Below are 14,008 nucleotides of genomic sequence, written 5' to 3' on the forward strand. Positions count from 1 at the left end.
ATCGATGGGGCTCGACCCAGTAGTGCTGTTCTTCCTGTTCGGCCTATTTGCCGGGTTGGTGAAGAGCGAACTGAAACTGCCGCCAGCACTGTACGAAACGCTGTCCATACTGCTGTTGCTGGCTATCGGTTTGCACGGGGGTGTCGAGCTTGCCGAACAGGCCAGCGCGGCGCTGCTGGGTCAATCCGCCCTGGTACTGCTGCTGGGCTGCGCGCTGCCGCTGTTGGCCTTTCCGATGTTGCGCCTGCTGGGCTTTTCACGAATCGATTCGGCCAGCGTTGCGGCGCATTACGGTTCGGTGAGCGCTGGGACCTTCGCTGTGGTTGTGGCCTTCATGCTGGCCAACAAGATCGCGTTTGAAAGCTACATGCCGCTATTCGTGGCGATCTTGGAGATACCGGCGATTCTTGTCGGCATCGTTCTGGCCAAAGGCATCACCCGCGACACTAATTGGCGTGAGCTGGGCCGCGAGATCTTTCTCGGCAAAAGCATCATGCTGCTGCTGGGCGGGCTGATCATTGGTGCCATCGCCGGCAAGGAGAGCATCAAACCGCTCGAGCCGTTCTACACCAGTATGTTCAAGCCGGTGCTGGCGCTGTTCCTGCTGGAGATGGGCCTGATTGCTTCCGGCCAGCTTGGCTCGCTGCGCCGCTATGGCCTGCGCCTGGCAGTGTTCGGTCTGGGCATGCCCTTGCTTGGCGCGTTGATCGGGGCGTTGCTGGCGCGGCTGATGGGGCTTTCGCTCGGCGGTACGGCGATGCTCGCCACGCTGGCAGCCAGTGCGTCCTATATTGCCGTGCCGGCGGCCATGCGCCTGGCATTGCCCGAAGCCAACCCCTCGCTCTCGCTGACCGCGTCGCTGGGGATCACTTTTCCGTTCAACATCCTGGTCGGCATACCGCTGTATCTGGCGCTGGCCGACACCTTGATTGCCTGGGGGCTGTGAACATGACGACCGCGACACGAGCGCTGCTCACCGTTATCTGCGAAGCGGCGCTGGAAAAGAAGCTGGTGGCCGACCTCGATCACCTGGGTGCGCCTGGCTGGACCCTGTCCGAAGCGCGCGGACGAGGCAGCCGCGGCGTACGCAGCGCTGGCTGGGACACCGATAGCAACATTCGCCTGGAGGTCATCTGCAACCGCGAGCTGGCCGAGCGCATCGCCGAGCATTTGCAGGTCAGTTACTACGACAACTTCGCCATGGTCTGTTACCTCACCGACGTGCAGGTGCTGAGGCCAGGCAAGTTCTGATGGGCATGTCGAAGAATCGTGGCCGGCTGTGATGCGGCATGCAGATGAGGCGTCCATCCAACAGACCTGGTTGGAGCCGCACGATATGCAAGCGCTGCTTGAAGAAATTCTCGATGAAGTTCGCCCGTTGTTGGGGCAGGGCAAGGTAGCCGATTACATTCCTGCGCTTGCAGACGTGCCGGCTGACCAGCTGGGTATCGCCGTTTACAGTGCCTCGGGTGAGCTCTATCACGCCGGGGATGCCAAGACGCCTTTTTCGATCCAGAGCATTTCCAAGGTGTTCAGCCTGGTCCAGGCGATCCAGCATGGTGGTGAAACGCTGTGGGAGCGGCTGGGCCATGAGCCGTCCGGTCAGCCGTTCAACTCGCTGGTGCAGCTGGAGTTCGAGCGCGGCCGGCCGCGCAATCCCTTCATCAATGCAGGTGCGCTGGTGATCTGCGACATCAACCAGTCGCGCTTTGCCGTGCCGGCGCTGTCCATGCGCGACTTCGTACGGCACCTGTCGGGCAACCCGCTGATCGCATCCGATTCGCGGGTCGCGGAGTCGGAGTACCAGCACCGTGCGCGTAATGCTGCGATGGCTTACCTGATGCAAGCCTTCGGCAACTTTCATAACGATGTTGAGGCGGTGCTGCGCAGCTATTTTCATCACTGCGCGCTGCGCATGAGCTGCATCGATCTGGCCCGCGCGTTCGGCTTCCTGGCCCGCGACGGGGCTTGCCTGGAGGGAGGCGAACCTGTGCTGAGCCCGCGCCAGGCCAAACAGGTCAACGCCATCATGGCCACCAGCGGACTCTACGACGAGGCGGGCAACTTTGCCTATCGCGTCGGTTTGCCTGGCAAAAGCGGTGTCGGTGGCGGCATCGTCGCCGTGGTGCCGGGGCGTTTTACGGTCTGCGTCTGGTCGCCCGAATTGAATCAGGCCGGTAACTCGCTCATCGGCATGGCGGCCTTGGAGAAGCTATCGCAGCGCATTGGCTGGTCTATCTTCTGATGATGACTCGGGAGGCCCGGCTGCCACACGGGGCGCAGCCCCTTTCGTTACCGCCTGTCACATCTTCGCGGTGCCGAGCGCTCGGCGTGCACCGTCGAACCTATCCAACCACTAGAGAGATCGCGTTATGAGTCTCGAAGACAAAACGACCGAAACAGCGCAGGAGGCGCTCGACAATCTCATCGCGGGGGTCATGCAGTTCCGTGAAGAGGTCTACCCTGAGCAGCGCGAGTTGTTCAGCAAGCTGGCCCACGAGCAGACGCCGCGTGCCATGTTCATCACCTGCGCAGATTCACGCATCCTGCCGGAGCTGATCACTCAGAGTTCGCCAGGTGATTTGTTCGTCACGCGTAACGTCGGCAACATCGTGCCGCCCTACGGAATCATGAACGGCGGCGTGTCGACTGCCATCGAGTTTGCCGTGATGGCGCTCGGCGTGCATCACATCATCATCTGCGGCCACTCCGATTGCGGCGCAATGAAGGCGGTGCTGAATCCGAAGAGCCTGGACGGCATGCCGACCGTGAAGAGCTGGCTGCGCCATGCTGAGGTGGCACGAACGGTGGTGGAAGAGAATTGCGGCTGCGCTGATCACAATACCCTGGGCGTCCTGACCGAGGAGAACGTGCTGGCCCAGCTCGATCACCTGCGTACGCACCCATCAGTAGCGGCGCGGCTTGCCAGCGGCCAGCTGTTCATCCACGGATGGGTATACAACATCGGTACCAGCGAGATCCGCGCCTACGATGCGGCACGAGGCGAGTTCCGTCTGATCGGCGACGGTCCGCTGCCGATGGCCACACCCAAATCACGCTACGTTTGAGGTATCGAAGCAAGGCGCCGTTCGGGCGCCTTGTGGTTCAGCGATCGACCAACTGACGTAGCCGGCTGGCCTCGCGAACTCCCGACGTAGGGTTTCGGCCAGCGGGGTGGGGCGGGTCTTCGGTGCTACTTGTGCAGTACAAACTGACCGGTGAAACGCACGGCATCGCGGCCGTCAGCAGCGAGGATCCGGCTGTTCAGGGTGAGACGTGAGCGGCCGCGTCGGCGGTAGATGGTCTCGAAGCGGTTCCAGGCCTCCTCGCTTGGCGCCGAGCAGATGGCGGTGGCGTCGCCCACAACCGGAAGCGGATAGTCGATCTGTCCTTCGTGGATGACGATGTGCCCGTCTTCGATACCTGCCTCCCGCAGACGCAAGAACAGCCAGCCCCAGCCAGCCAACACCGAGGCACAGTACAGGCTTCCGCCGAACATGCTGCTCTTGTGGTTGATGTTCGCTTGCAGCGGGACCTTCAAGCGCAGCTCATGGTCTTCCCAGCTATCGACTTGCAGGCCCATGGCTCGAGTCAATGGGATGTCGTGGTGCAGGGTGGCTTCCAAATGGCGGCTATCGCGGCTCATGCCGGGCGGATTCCTAAACGTTTGCAGATACAGGCAGACGTCAAGCATGACTGCTGAGTCACGAGATTGCCAGTTTCCACGCGCGCTTTTTTGCGGGTTCTCAGACGCCGTTCGGCGGCTCGATCAGGCACCTCAGCGAACGGTGGTTTTCTGCTGGTAGGCGCAGTAACCGGGGCGTGGGCCGATCCTCGGATGGTTGCGGCAGGTGTCAGGTCGTTTGGCGTACACCGTGCATAAGCGGGTCTGGCGATCAAGGTAGAGGCAGTCGCCATTGGTCATGCGGGTCAGGGTGAAGATCCCGTGCTTTTGATTGAAGTGTTCGATGATACCGGCCTTGCTCAGGCGCTTTGCGACCTGTTTTGCCGGCTCGTCACGCTCGAAGGCATCGACCACCTCCAGGCGGATCAGGTCATCGATGCGTACCTCGACCGGCAAGGTGCAGCAGGTCGCGTGGCAATCCCCGCATAGGCCATTGCTGTAGCGAGCCCAAGTTTCCAGGCGGTCGGGGTCGGCAGAGGCAATCAGGCGGGTCTTCATGGCGGCGGTTTCGGTAATGGCGGCGCGCGATCATAACGATCACGGGTGGAATTTCCAGCGAATCCGACGAGTCGAACCACGGACAGGCGGTCGCGCAGACTCGGCCGAAACCTGCAAACCTGTCTGCATTGCCCTTTGCGAGGTAGCCCGGTGCTGCCATGAGCGCATTCTCATTCCCTAGCTCCATGAGGTCTGTCCATGACGCAAGAGTCGACTGTCCCCAACGCCGATGAAGTCACGGCCTTCCGCAACGCGATCATCAGTAAGCTGACCTATTCGATCGGCAAGGACCCGGAACACGCCTCCGACCACGACTGGTTCGAGGCGGTGGCGTTGGCCACTCGCGACCGTATGATCGACCAGTGGATGGACCGTACGCGTGAGGGATACCGCGAGGGTAAGAAGCGCGTGTATTACCTCTCGCTGGAATTTCTCATCGGTCGGCTGCTCACCGACAGTTTGAGCAACCTGGGGCTGCTCGATACTGCCCGCCAGGCGCTGGCTGACGTCGATGTCGACTTCGAGCGCATTCGCCTGACCGAACCGGACGCAGCGCTGGGCAATGGCGGCCTGGGTCGCCTGGCGGCTTGTTTCATGGAAAGTATGGCGACGCTGGGCATCGCCGCCCATGGTTACGGGATTCGCTACGATCACGGACTTTTCCGCCAGGCCATCGTCGATGGATGGCAGCATGAACAGACCGAAACCTGGCTGAATTTCGGCAATCCCTGGGAATTCGAACGCCCCGAGGTCAGCTATCTGATTGGTTTCGGCGGCAGCGTCACGGCCATGCCGCACGATGCGGCCGGGCAAGAGCAGCCCAAGCACTTCTGGCATTGGGCCGAAGGCGTGCGCGCCATTGCTTACGACACACCGGTGGTCGGCTGGCGCGGGGCGAGTGTGAATACGCTGCGGCTTTGGCGTGCCCGCGCCGAGGCGGATTTCCATCTGGAACGCTTCAACGCTGGCGACCATATCGGTGCGGTCGCGGAGGAAGCCCGCGCCGAAAGCATCTCGCGGGTGCTGTATCCGGCCGACAGCACCGAAGCCGGTCAGGAGCTTCGCCTGCGTCAGGAGTATTTCTTTGTCGCCGCCTCGTTGCAGGACCTGATACGGCGGCACCTGGATCAGCGTGGCACGCTGCTGAACCTGCCCGAGTTCGCCGCCATCCAGCTCAACGACACCCACCCGGCGATCGCCGTGGCGGAGCTGATGCGACTGTTGGTCGATGTGCACGACATTCCCTGGCGCAAGGCCTGGGAGCTCACCGTCGGCACCCTGTCTTATACCAACCACACACTGCTGCCGGAGGCTCTAGAAACCTGGCCCGTGGGACTGATGGAACGCCTGCTGCCGCGCCACATGCAGATCATCTACCTGATCAACGCGCAACATCTCGATGCGCTGCGCGAACGCGGCGTACACAACCTAGACCTGCTGCGCTCGGTGTCGCTGATCGAGGAAGGGCATGGCCGCCGGGTGCGCATGGGCAATCTGGCATTCCTCGGTTCGCACTCCATCAATGGCGTGTCGGCTCTGCATACCGGGCTGATGCGCGAAACGGTATTTACCGACCTGCATGCGCTGTATCCGAAACGCATCAGCAACAAGACCAACGGGATCACCTTCCGCCGCTGGCTGTACCAGTCCAATCCCCAGCTGACCCGGTTGCTGGTTGAACACGTCGGTAACGAGCTGCTCGACGCACCGGAAACCATGCTGCGCCAGCTGGAGCCTTTCGCCGATCAGCCGGATTTCCGCGCTCGATTCGCCGCTCAGCGATTGGACAACAAGCAGCTTCTGGCTCGCATGATTCAAGAGCGACTGGGCATCAGCGTCGATCCGAATGCGTTGTTTGATGTGCACGTCAAACGCATCCATGAATACAAACGCCAGCTGCTCAATCTGTTGCACACCGTGGCGCTGTATCAGGCGATTCGCTCCGATCCGGGCAGTCACTGGGTGCCGCGAGTGAAGATTTTTGCCGGTAAGGCAGCGGCCAGTTACCACACGGCCAAGTTGATCATCAAACTGACCAACGACATCGCGCGGACCATCAATGATGACCCGACGGTGCGCGGCCTGCTCAAGGTGGTGTTCCTGCCCAACTACAACGTCAGTCTGGCCGAACGCATTATCCCCGCTGCTGATTTGTCCGAACAAATCTCCACCGCAGGGCTCGAGGCCTCAGGCACCAGCAACATGAAGTTCGCCCTCAACGGCGCGCTGACGATCGGCACGCTCGATGGCGCCAACGTCGAAATGTGCGACCAGATCGGTGCCGAGCACATGTTTATCTTCGGCATGACCGCCCAGGAGGTCGAGGCGCGCAAGCAAGCCAATGAGTACAACGCCGAGGCCACCATCATCGATTCACCGCGGCTCAATGAAGTGCTGATGGCGATTCGCAACGGTGCCTTCTCGGCGGACGACCCAGCGCGCTACACGGCCTTGATCGATGGTCTCAAATGGCACGACACCTTCATGGTCTGCGCCGACTTCGAGGCGTATTGGCAAGCGCAGCTGGAGGTCGAGGCGCGCTGGCGTGATGCCGACAGCTGGTGGCGTTCCGCTGTGTTGAACACCGCCCGCACCGGCTGGTTTTCCTCGGACCGGACCATCCGCGAGTACGCCGAGGAGATCTGGAAGGTGCTCTGATGCATTGATCGAGTCGCTCTGTAGCCGCGACAGGCTGCAGGGCGATCGGTTCGACGGCCGCAAGGCGCCTGCTAGAGCGGGTAGTGAAAGACGCTGCAGGCACTTTGCCGCTGCGCTGAACTCTGCGGCCCCTGGACGGGTCTGAGGGAGGGTTAGTTTCCCCATGGCCTGCTAAACTGCGCGGGTTTATCCATCCTCCGGAGTCATTTCATGTCACGCGTAACCCTGAGTCGCTACCTGATCGAGCAGACCCGCAGCAACAACACCCCTGCAGATCTGCGGTTCCTTATCGAGGTAGTGGCTCGAGCGTGCAAGGAGATCAGCCACGCCGTCTCCAAGGGTGCGCTGGGCGGTGTGCTCGGCAGCGCCGATAGCGAGAACATCCAAGGCGAAGTGCAGAAGAAGCTCGACGTTCTTTCCAACGAAATCCTGCTCGAAGCCAACGAGTGGGGCGGCCATCTGGCCGGCATGGCGTCGGAAGAAATGGATAACGCCTATCAGATCCCCGGCAAATACCCAAAAGGTGCCTACCTGCTGGTCTTCGATCCGCTGGACGGCTCCAGCAACATCGACGTCAACGTCTCGGTCGGTACTATCTTCTCCGTGCTGCGTTGCCCAGGCGAATGCTTCAGTCAGAATGATGCGCTCGGCGAGGAGGCCTTCCTCCAGCCCGGCACCAAGCAGGTAGCCGCCGGTTATGCGATCTACGGACCGCAGACCATGTTGATGCTGACGCTGGGCAACGGCGTCATGGGCTTCACGCTGGATCGCGAACTGGGCAGCTTCGTGCTCACCCATGAAAACATCCGCGTACCGGAAAGCACCGCTGAATTCGCTATCAACATGTCCAATCAACGCCACTGGGAAGCACCGGTGCAGCGTTACGTCAGCGAGCTGCTGGCCGGCACCGAAGGCCCGCTGAACAAGAATTACAACATGCGCTGGATCGCCTCGATGGTGGCCGACGTGCATCGCATCCTCACTCGCGGCGGCATGTTCATGTACCCACGCGACTCCCGCGAGCCAGGCAAGGCTGGCAAGCTGCGCTTGATGTACGAAGCCAACCCGATGTCCTTCATCATCGAGCAAGCCGGCGGAGCGGCAACCACGGGCACTCAGCGCATCCTCGATGTTCAACCCGAATCCCTGCACCAGCGCGTACCGGTTTTCCTCGGCTCTAAGGAAGAAGTCGAGCGTGTCACCGGCTACCACCAGGGCTGACCGGTGCAGGCGCCCTGGCTGGAGTTGCTGACATGGTGGTTCGGCGAGGGCGCCACTGCCAATGAGATCGCCAAGGAAAAGCAAGGGCTATGGTTCGGCTACAAGCCTGAACAGGACGCCGAAGCCCGTGCCCGCTTCGGCGATCTGACCGACCAAGCCTTGGTCGGTGGGCTGGGCGACTGGACCGAGTCGCCGCATGGTTGGCTGGCGCTGGTACTGCTGCTCGATCAGCTGCCCCGCATGATCTATCGCGACACCCCGCAGGCCTTCGCCGGTGACCAGCGCGCCCTGCAGCTGGTTCGCGAAGGCATGGCGCACGGCGGGGATGTGCTGCTCGCTCCGATTCAGCGCGTGTTCATCTATCTGGTACTCGAACATGCCGAAAACCTGCAAATACAGGAACAGGCCGTTGCGCAGTTCCAAGTGCTCCACGGGCTTGTCGCGCCCGAAGAACAGCCGATATTTGACGGCTTCCTCGACTTTGCAGAGCGCCATCGTAACGTGATCGCGAGGTTCGGTCGTTTTCCGCATCGCAACGAGGTGCTCGGTCGGGAATCCACTGAGACCGAGCAGACATTTCTGGCCACGCCCGGCTCGCGCTTCTAGTCGGCGGCGGGTACGCTCACGGCTCGTCTCCTGAGCCTTATCCGAGACGTGGCCAAGCAGGGCCAGCCTCCGACCAACCCAAGGAACCTGTCATGTCGTTGCGTCATCTATCGTTGATCATCGCCGTTGTGCTGCTCGCTGCCTGCAGCCCGGTCACCCAGGAAAATTTCGCCAAGCTGCAGGCCGGCATGTCGCGTGCGGAGGTCGAAAAACTGCTCGGCAAGCCGGGCGAATGCGCCGGCGCGCTGGGTATGTCCAGCTGCACCTGGGGGCAGAAAAACCGTTTCATCAGCATTCAGTTTGCCGGCGATAAGGTGATGATGTTTTCTGGCCAAGGCCTGAAATGAGGAGGGCTCTGTATGCGTCTGCTCACGACGCTGTGCTGTGTACTGTTGATTGCCGGATGTGCACGCTCGGGTGATCGCCAAGCGCCCGAGACGGTTGGGCAGGTCGACCTGCAACGCTACCAGGGGACCTGGTATGAACTGGCGCGTCTGCCAATGTTTTTCCAGCGCGACTGCGTGCGTTCGCAGGCCAACTACCAGTTGCAGGACAATGGCAGAGTGGCGGTGACCAATCGCTGCGAAACCAAAGACGGCGAATGGAAACAGGTCCAGGGCGAAGCGTTCCCCCAGCAGGCGGGGCAGACCGACAAGCTCTGGGTTCGTTTCGATAACTGGTTCAGCAATCTCTTTCCGGGGCTAACCAAGGGTCACTACTGGATTCTCTACCTCGACGACGATTACAGCGTGGCGCTGGTGGGGAGCCCGGACCGCGAATACCTCTGGTTGCTTTCGCGAGAAGCCGAAGTCACCCCTGCGACGCGCGACAAATTGCTCGATGAGGCGCGTCAGCGTGGCTATGACGTCAGTGAGCTGATCTGGCGCGGCGAACCGGAATCGGCCTGAACCCGGCTGAGCCACGACTGCTGACTGGCGTACTGGACACACTTCTCTCCCCGGATCGGTGGCGCTGCGGCTACTCCCAGTTCAATCGCGCCAACAGCCATTCGCCGTCCTCCCGCCACCACTCGAGCCTGACGTGATAATGGCCGACGCGTTGGGGTAGCCAGCGCTCGGCGCCGGTCAGGGCTACCTGAGCCTCGCTGTAGCCCTTGTCGGGGTAGGTTGGGTCGATCCAGCTCTGGCGGTTCAGGGCGATCACTCCTACATTGCCATGACGCAGGAACATCAGCGCGGCCGTGCGCTGCACCCAGTCGCGATCGAGTCGCTGGTTAGCGCTGAACTCGGGATGGATCCGCCCCATCAGCTCCCCTTTGTCCTTGTTTTCGATGCTGTCTTGCAGCGATTGCGCCGCGGACTCCAGCGCCGTCTGGGAATCCTCCCGGCCACAACCGGCCAGCAGCAGCGTAACCGCCACTGCAGCTGCGGCTAATTTCCATAGGGGCATGCCGAACCTCTCGAACCTCGTTATGATGCCGGAAACGTCAGGCAAGTCCCCGACCTACCGACCACGGAGTGTGCCATGCAGACCTTGTATCCGGAGATCAAACCCTACGCCCGGCATGAGCTGGCGGTCGAAGCGCCGCATGTGCTTTATGTCGACGAGAGTGGGTCGCCGGAAGGCCTGCCTGTCTTGTTTGTGCATGGCGGGCCGGGTGGTGGCTGTGATGCGCTGAGCCGTCGCTTCTTCGATCCCAATCTGTACCGCATCATTACCTTCGATCAGCGGGGCTGTGGCCGCTCCACCCCGCACGCCAGTCTGGAAAATAACACCACCGCGCACGTTATCGCCGATATGGAGCGGATTCGCGAGTTTCTTGGCGTCGACAAGTGGGTGCTGTTCGGCGGGTCCTGGGGCTCGACGCTATCACTGGCCTATGCTCAGGCGTTTCCCGAACGTGTGCATGCGTTGATTCTGCGCGGCATTTTTCTCTGTCGGCCGAAGGAATTCTCCTGGTTCTACCAGGAGGGCGCCAGTCGACTCTTTCCCGATTATTGGCAGGACTTTCTCTCGCCAATTCCCCCGGAAGAGCGTGGCGATCTGATGCAGGCGTACTACAAGCGCCTGACCGGCACCGACCAGATCGCCCAGATGCACGCAGCCAAGGCGTGGTCCTGCTGGGAGGGTCGCACCGCCACGTTGCGGCCCAATACCCAGGTGGTCGATCGTTTCTCCGACACTCATCGGGCGCTGGCGATGGCGCGCATCGAGTGCCACTACTTCGTCAATGGCGCGTTTCTCGAGCCCGATCAGTTGCTGCGCAACATGCACAAGATTGCCCATCTGCCGGGCATCATCGTGCACGGGCGCTATGACGTCATCTGCCCGCTGGATAATGCCTGGGAGCTGCACGAGGCGTGGTCCAACAGCGAACTGCAGATCATCCGCGAGGCCGGCCATTCTGCGTCGGAGCCCGGCATCTGCGACGCCCTGGTGCGTGCCGCCGCGGACGTGGCCAAGCGCCTGCTCGATTTACCGCCAGAGGAAGCCTGATGAAGGCGCTGATCCAGCGCGTGCGGCACGCGCGGGTCGAAGTGGCGAACGAGGTGGTCGGTAGCATCGACCAAGGCCTGCTGGTGCTGGTTGGCGTCGAGCGCGACGATGACCGCGCTCGGGCCGATAAGTTGTTGCATAAACTGCTGCGTTACCGCGTATTCGGTGACGAGCAAGGCAAGATGAACCGCTCCGTGACCGATACCGGCGGCGGTCTGCTGCTGGTCTCGCAGTTCACCCTAGCCGCCGATACGGGCAGCGGTCTGCGGCCCAGCTTTTCCAGCGCGGCGCCGCCGCAGCTCGGCGAAGAACTCTATGACTACCTGCTCGCACAGGCGCGCCGACAACATTCGCAGGTCGCCTGCGGTCGCTTCGGTGCCGATATGCAGGTGCATCTGCAGAACGATGGGCCTGTGACCTTCCTGCTGGAAAGCTGAAGCGACCCGCTGCGGTGCGGTCAGCGCTTCGAGGGCTCCAGATCGTTCTCGTGCAGCCAGGTAATGGCATATTCACGCAATTGCACGGCCTGGTAATCCAGCCAGGCCTGACGAACCTCCGGAAAGTCCTCCAGCTTGAAGTCGAAGGTTCGCAGCGGCTTGCGGCCCTGCAAGGCGTCGCTCAAAACCGCATGAGCGTTGGGGTCGTGCTGAGTGAACAGAAACGCCTCGCGCATGGCGATCGACTGCGCGAGCCCGAGCGGCTCGATATGCAGAAAGCGATCTTCCTGCACGTCGTATTTTTCATCCACGCCTGGCGTTGTTTCGCCCGGAAACACTGCGCGGATTTCACCTGACTCCAGATCGAGGTAATGCTCGCTGGCGTCGCGGTTATCCAGCGCATACTCCAGACGGTGAAGATCAATGGTCAAAGGTCGCATGGCAGATACTGCTGTGTGGGGTTCAGTAGCTCTGACCTGCCCGCACCGGATGCGTGCATTACGTTCATCGGTACTGTGCGCCATTCGACCTATGCACAACGGGGGCTTGGTCAGAATAGGCGCGCAAGCAGGGCGCTGACGGCGGTTTCCACGCGCAGGATGCGTTCACCCAATTGAACCGGCTGCAGGCCAGCCTCGGTGAGTTTGTCGACTTCGTAGGGTATCCAGCCGCCTTCCGGTCCGATCGCCAGGGTCACCGATTCGCTGACCTCGCGTGGACAGGCCGGGTAGTTACCCGGGTGCCCGACCAGCCCGCGCGTGCCGGCAGCCAGTTGTGGCAGGCGATCCTCGACGAAGGGTTTGAAGCGCTTTTCGATGCTCACGTCCGGCAGCACCGTGTCGCGTGCCTGCTCCAGGCCGAGCAGCAACTGTTCACGAATGGCAGCCGTTTCGAGAAAAGGGGTCTGCCAGAAGCTCTTTTCCACCCGGTAGCTATTGAGCAGCACCAGCCGCGGCACGCCCATGCAGGCAACGGTTTGCAGCACGCGACGGAGCATCTTCGGTCTTGGCAGCGCGAGCAGCAGGGTTATTGGCAATTTTGCAGGCGGGGGTTGGTTCAGCGCAATTTCCAGTTCCGCCTCGCCGGCCTCCAGGCGCAGCAGCCGGCCTTGACCCATCTCACCGCCAAGCAGGCCGACTCGTAGATGTTCACCTGCTTCTGCGCGGTGCACATCCTGGATATGCTTGAAGCGACGATCACGCAGGATCACACGATCGGCGGCAACGAAGTCGGCCGCCTCCAGCAGCAACAGATTCACGGGCGGGGTGTGGGCGATTGGTCGCTGTGATGCGCTGGGTCGTCCTCGGCGTCGCCGCGGAGTCCTTCCTCGCGTTTCTTCACCATGCTGCCGCAGATCAACCCGGCCTCGAACAGCAGCCACATCGGAATGGCGAGCAGTGCCTGGGAGAATACGTCCGGTGGCGTCAGGACCATGCCGACCACGAAGCAGCCGACGATCACATAGGGGCGGCTCTTGCGCAGGGTGGCGACATCGACGATCCCTACCCAGATCAGCAGGAAGGTCGCCACGGGGATTTCGAAGGCCACACCGAACGCAAAGAACAGGGTCAGCACGAAATCCAGGTACTGACCGATGTCGGTCATCATCTCCACGCCCTCAGGCGTCACGCTGGCGAAGAAGCCGAACATGATGGGAAACACGACGAAGTAGGCGAAGGCCATGCCGCCGTAGAACAGGAAAATGCTGGAAATGAGCAGCGGCACGGCGACGCGCTTCTCGTGCTTGTACAGCCCTGGGGCGATGAAACTCCAGATCTGATGCAAAATTACCGGCATCGATAGAAACAGCGCGACCATCATGGTCAGCTTGAATGGCGTCAGGAACGGCGAGGCCACTCCTGTGGCGATCATCGTCGCACCTTCCGGCAGATAGGCTCGTAACGGTGCCGCCACCAGCGCATAGATCTGCTGGGAAAAATAGAACAGCGCGCCAAACAGCAGCAGGATCGCCACCACGCAGCGCAGCAGGCGCTTGCGCAGCTCCGTCAGGTGGGCGACCAGCGGCATTTCCTGATCATCGATGGAAGTATTGCTCATGGCTCGGCGGGTCTGTCCGGACGTGGTACGGGGGCCGTTTCGGCGGGTTTGGCTTCATTCGTTGGCGGTGTATCGAGTGTGCCTGCATCTGGGGGAGGCGTGGCGGACTGCGGGGACGGATTACTGGTGGGGCTCGGTGAGCTGGGCATGATGCTCTGCTTCATCTCGCGCTCGAGATCGAGGATGCGCTCATTGTGCAGCTGGCGACGGATCTCGTCGGCGCCGATCTCGCGCTCGACCTCGGACTTGATGTTGGCAAAGCTGCGCTTGGCGCGGCCAATCCATAGACCAGCGGTGCGCACCGCGCCGGGCAGGCGCTCGGGGCCCAATACGAACAAAGCAACCAGGCCGATCAGCAGCAGTTCGGTGAAGCCGATATCGAACATGG

General features: G+C 61.6%; 18 protein-coding genes. 11 read left to right on the plus strand and 7 right to left on the minus strand.

The features are described from left to right. The first annotated feature begins 4 nt into the window (after positions 1-4). The 4 genes from H3028_RS06535 (at position 5) to H3028_RS06550 (ending at position 3,068) form a co-directional block, all read left to right on the plus strand. On the plus strand, positions 5-946 hold the full coding sequence (locus tag H3028_RS06535; protein WP_181296245.1) for a sodium-dependent bicarbonate transport family permease: 942 nt from the start codon (positions 5-7) through the stop codon (positions 944-946). Between the two features lie 2 nt (positions 947-948). After that, entirely contained in the window at positions 949-1,251 is a 303-nt protein-coding gene (locus tag H3028_RS06540; protein ID WP_181296246.1) for a P-II family nitrogen regulator, read from the plus strand. An 85-nt stretch (positions 1,252-1,336) separates the two neighbouring features. Beyond that, positions 1,337-2,245 (plus strand): glutaminase B, encoded by a 909-nt coding sequence (glsB, locus tag H3028_RS06545; protein WP_181296247.1) that lies wholly within the window; start codon positions 1,337-1,339, stop codon positions 2,243-2,245. 127 nt (positions 2,246-2,372) lie between these two features. Then, positions 2,373-3,068 carry a carbonic anhydrase gene (locus tag H3028_RS06550; RefSeq protein WP_181296248.1) on the plus strand — a complete coding sequence of 232 codons (696 nt, stop codon included), beginning with the start codon at positions 2,373-2,375 and terminating at the stop codon, positions 3,066-3,068. A gap of 125 nt (positions 3,069-3,193) precedes the next feature. Here the strand turns inward: H3028_RS06550 and H3028_RS06555 are convergent, their stop codons facing one another. Then, a complete protein-coding gene (locus H3028_RS06555) occupies positions 3,194-3,646 on the minus strand; it encodes a thioesterase domain-containing protein (protein WP_181296249.1) in 453 nt (150 codons plus the stop codon). 132 nt (positions 3,647-3,778) lie between these two features. After that, positions 3,779-4,183, minus strand: coding sequence for a YkgJ family cysteine cluster protein (locus tag H3028_RS06560; RefSeq protein ID WP_181296250.1), 405 nt, complete (start codon positions 4,181-4,183; stop codon positions 3,779-3,781). 198 nt (positions 4,184-4,381) lie between these two features. Here H3028_RS06560 and H3028_RS06565 point away from each other — a divergent pair, with 198 nt between their 5' ends. The 5 genes from H3028_RS06565 (at position 4,382) to H3028_RS06585 (ending at position 9,576) form a co-directional block, all read left to right on the plus strand. Continuing rightward, complete coding sequence (locus H3028_RS06565) at positions 4,382-6,841, plus strand: glycogen/starch/alpha-glucan phosphorylase (protein ID WP_181296251.1); 2,460 nt, start codon at positions 4,382-4,384, stop codon at positions 6,839-6,841. A gap of 210 nt (positions 6,842-7,051) precedes the next feature. Beyond that, on the plus strand, positions 7,052-8,062 hold the full coding sequence (locus H3028_RS06570) for a class 1 fructose-bisphosphatase (protein WP_181296252.1): 1,011 nt from the start codon (positions 7,052-7,054) through the stop codon (positions 8,060-8,062). A gap of 3 nt (positions 8,063-8,065) precedes the next feature. Continuing rightward, positions 8,066-8,668, plus strand: coding sequence for a DUF924 family protein (locus H3028_RS06575; RefSeq protein ID WP_181296253.1), 603 nt, complete (start codon positions 8,066-8,068; stop codon positions 8,666-8,668). A gap of 92 nt (positions 8,669-8,760) precedes the next feature. Continuing rightward, positions 8,761-9,015, plus strand: a complete 255-nt coding sequence (gene bamE / locus H3028_RS06580) for an outer membrane protein assembly factor BamE (RefSeq protein ID WP_181296254.1) — start codon at positions 8,761-8,763, stop codon at positions 9,013-9,015. Between the two features lie 12 nt (positions 9,016-9,027). Further along, a complete protein-coding gene (locus tag H3028_RS06585; RefSeq protein WP_181296255.1) occupies positions 9,028-9,576 on the plus strand; it encodes a lipocalin family protein in 549 nt (182 codons plus the stop codon). Positions 9,577-9,646: 70 nt separating this feature from the next. Here the strand turns inward: H3028_RS06585 and H3028_RS06590 are convergent, their stop codons facing one another. Further along, positions 9,647-10,078, minus strand: coding sequence for a hypothetical protein (locus H3028_RS06590; protein ID WP_181296256.1), 432 nt, complete (start codon positions 10,076-10,078; stop codon positions 9,647-9,649). A 75-nt stretch (positions 10,079-10,153) separates the two neighbouring features. On the opposite strand from H3028_RS06590, the gene pip reads away from it, so the two are divergent. Both pip and dtd read left to right on the plus strand, forming a co-directional pair. Further along, positions 10,154-11,125, plus strand: a complete 972-nt coding sequence (gene pip / locus H3028_RS06595; RefSeq protein ID WP_181296257.1) for a prolyl aminopeptidase — start codon at positions 10,154-10,156, stop codon at positions 11,123-11,125. Further along, a complete protein-coding gene (gene dtd / locus H3028_RS06600; RefSeq protein ID WP_181296258.1) occupies positions 11,125-11,562 on the plus strand; it encodes a D-aminoacyl-tRNA deacylase in 438 nt (145 codons plus the stop codon). The genes pip and dtd overlap by 1 nt, the downstream gene beginning before the upstream one ends. Before the next feature lie 20 nt (positions 11,563-11,582). On the opposite strand, the gene H3028_RS06605 is transcribed toward dtd, so the two are convergent. From H3028_RS06605 to tatB, 4 genes are all read right to left on the minus strand, one after another. Then, positions 11,583-12,002: a UPF0158 family protein gene (locus H3028_RS06605; RefSeq protein WP_181296259.1), complete on the minus strand. Its 420-nt coding sequence runs from the start codon at positions 12,000-12,002 to the stop codon at positions 11,583-11,585. A 110-nt stretch (positions 12,003-12,112) separates the two neighbouring features. After that, on the minus strand, positions 12,113-12,820 hold the full coding sequence (locus H3028_RS06610; protein WP_181296260.1) for a 16S rRNA (uracil(1498)-N(3))-methyltransferase: 708 nt from the start codon (positions 12,818-12,820) through the stop codon (positions 12,113-12,115). After that, positions 12,817-13,620 (minus strand): twin-arginine translocase subunit TatC, encoded by an 804-nt coding sequence (gene tatC / locus H3028_RS06615; protein WP_181296261.1) that lies wholly within the window; start codon positions 13,618-13,620, stop codon positions 12,817-12,819. Before tatC ends, H3028_RS06610 begins: the two co-directional genes overlap by 4 nt. Next, complete coding sequence (gene tatB, locus H3028_RS06620; protein WP_181296262.1) at positions 13,617-14,006, minus strand: Sec-independent protein translocase protein TatB; 390 nt, start codon at positions 14,004-14,006, stop codon at positions 13,617-13,619. The genes tatC and tatB overlap by 4 nt, the downstream gene beginning before the upstream one ends. Between the last annotated feature and the right edge of the window lie 2 nt (positions 14,007-14,008).

Source organism: Pseudomonas sp. Q2-TVG4-2 (genome assembly GCF_013620795.1).
Lineage (GTDB): Bacteria > Pseudomonadota > Gammaproteobacteria > Pseudomonadales > Pseudomonadaceae > Stutzerimonas.